This is a genomic window from Xanthomonas sp. SHU 199 (assembly GCF_000364665.1).
GTDB classification, from domain to species: Bacteria; Pseudomonadota; Gammaproteobacteria; order Xanthomonadales; family Xanthomonadaceae; genus Xanthomonas_A; species Xanthomonas_A sontii.
The window spans coordinates 1-1319 of the sequence record NZ_AQOI01000557.1 but is presented as its reverse complement, the minus strand read 5'-3'; the positions used below and the strand labels follow the sequence as shown (position 1 = coordinate 1319).

The following is a 1319-nucleotide window of genomic DNA, read 5'->3' as shown; positions in this document are numbered from 1 at the left end:
GCCGCCGGCCAGCAGCCGACCGACCTGGACGCGTTCACCGCGCACCTGCTGTCGGCGCATCTGCCGCATGCGGTGATCATCGACTGCAGCGGCAGCGCCGACGTCGCCGACCGCTACGCCGGCTGGCTGGCCGCCGGCATCCACGTGGTGACCCCGAACAAACAGGCCGGTGCCGGGCCGCTGCCGCGCTTCCACGCCATCCGCGCCGCGGCCGCCGCCAGCGGCGCGCGCTTCCGCTACGAAGCCACGGTCGGTGCCGGCCTGCCGGTGATCACCACCTTGCGCGACCTGGTCGATACCGGCGACGCGGTCACCGCGATCGAAGGCATCTTCTCCGGCACCCTGGCCTGGCTGTTCAACAAGTACGACGGCAGCGTGCCGTTCGCGCAACTGGTGGCCGAGGCGCGCGGTATGGGCTATACCGAACCGGACCCGCGCGACGACCTGTCCGGCACCGACGTGGCGCGCAAGCTGGTGATCCTGGCGCGCGAGGCCGGGCACGAGCTGAGCCTGGAGGACGTGGCGGTGGAAAGCCTGGTGCCGGAAGCGTTGCGCCAGGCCAGCGTGGACGATTTCATGGCGCGCCTGCACGAGGTCGATGCGGTGTTCGCGCAGCGCCTGCAGGCGGCCAGGGCGCGCGGCTGCGTGCTGCGTTACGTGGCGCGGCTGGCGCCGGGCCATGCACCCAGCGTGGGCCTGGTGGAGCTGCCGGCCGACCATGCCTTCGCCAACCTGCGCCTGACCGACAACGTGGTGCAGTTCACTACCCGCCGCTACTGCAACAATCCGCTGGTGGTGCAGGGGCCGGGCGCCGGCCCGGAAGTGACCGCCGCCGGTGTGTTCGCCGACCTGCTGCGGGTCGCGGCGGGCGAGGGCGCGCGCCTGTGAGCCGGATGCAGACGCTGGCAGCGAGCGCCGTGGGCACGGCCGCGCTGCCGACGCAGGCGCGCGCGTTCGCGCCGGCCTCGGTGGCCAACGTCGCGGTGGGCTTCGACCTGCTCGGCTATGCGGTGGAGGGTGTCGGCGACACGGTGACGGTGCGCCGCATCGACGCGCCGGAGGTGCGCATCGCCGCGATCCGTGGCACCACCGTGGCCTTGCCATTGGAGGCCGCACGCAACACCGCCGGTGCCGCGTTGATGTCGCTGCGCGAGGCGTTGGCGCTGCCGTTCGGTTTCGAACTGGAGATCGACAAGGGCATCCCGCTCAGCTCCGGCATGGGCGGCTCGGCCGCCTCGTGCGTGGCCGCGCTGGTGGCGGCCAATGCCTTGCTTGCCGCGCCGCTGTCGCGCGATGGACTGTATGGCTACGCGCTGGAT

The 1319-nt window shown here is 72.6% G+C and carries 1 protein-coding gene and 1 pseudogene; both read left to right on the top strand.

Features of this window, described 5'->3' with window-relative positions:
- Nucleotides 1-888 (top strand): annotated as a pseudogene (locus D183_RS0116530) (bifunctional aspartate kinase/homoserine dehydrogenase I); the annotation flags it as partial.
- A 5-nt stretch (nt 889-893) separates the two neighbouring features.
- A partial coding sequence (locus tag D183_RS0116525; RefSeq protein ID WP_017909977.1) for a GHMP family kinase ATP-binding protein occupies nt 894-1319 on the top strand: 426 nt, incomplete at its 3' end.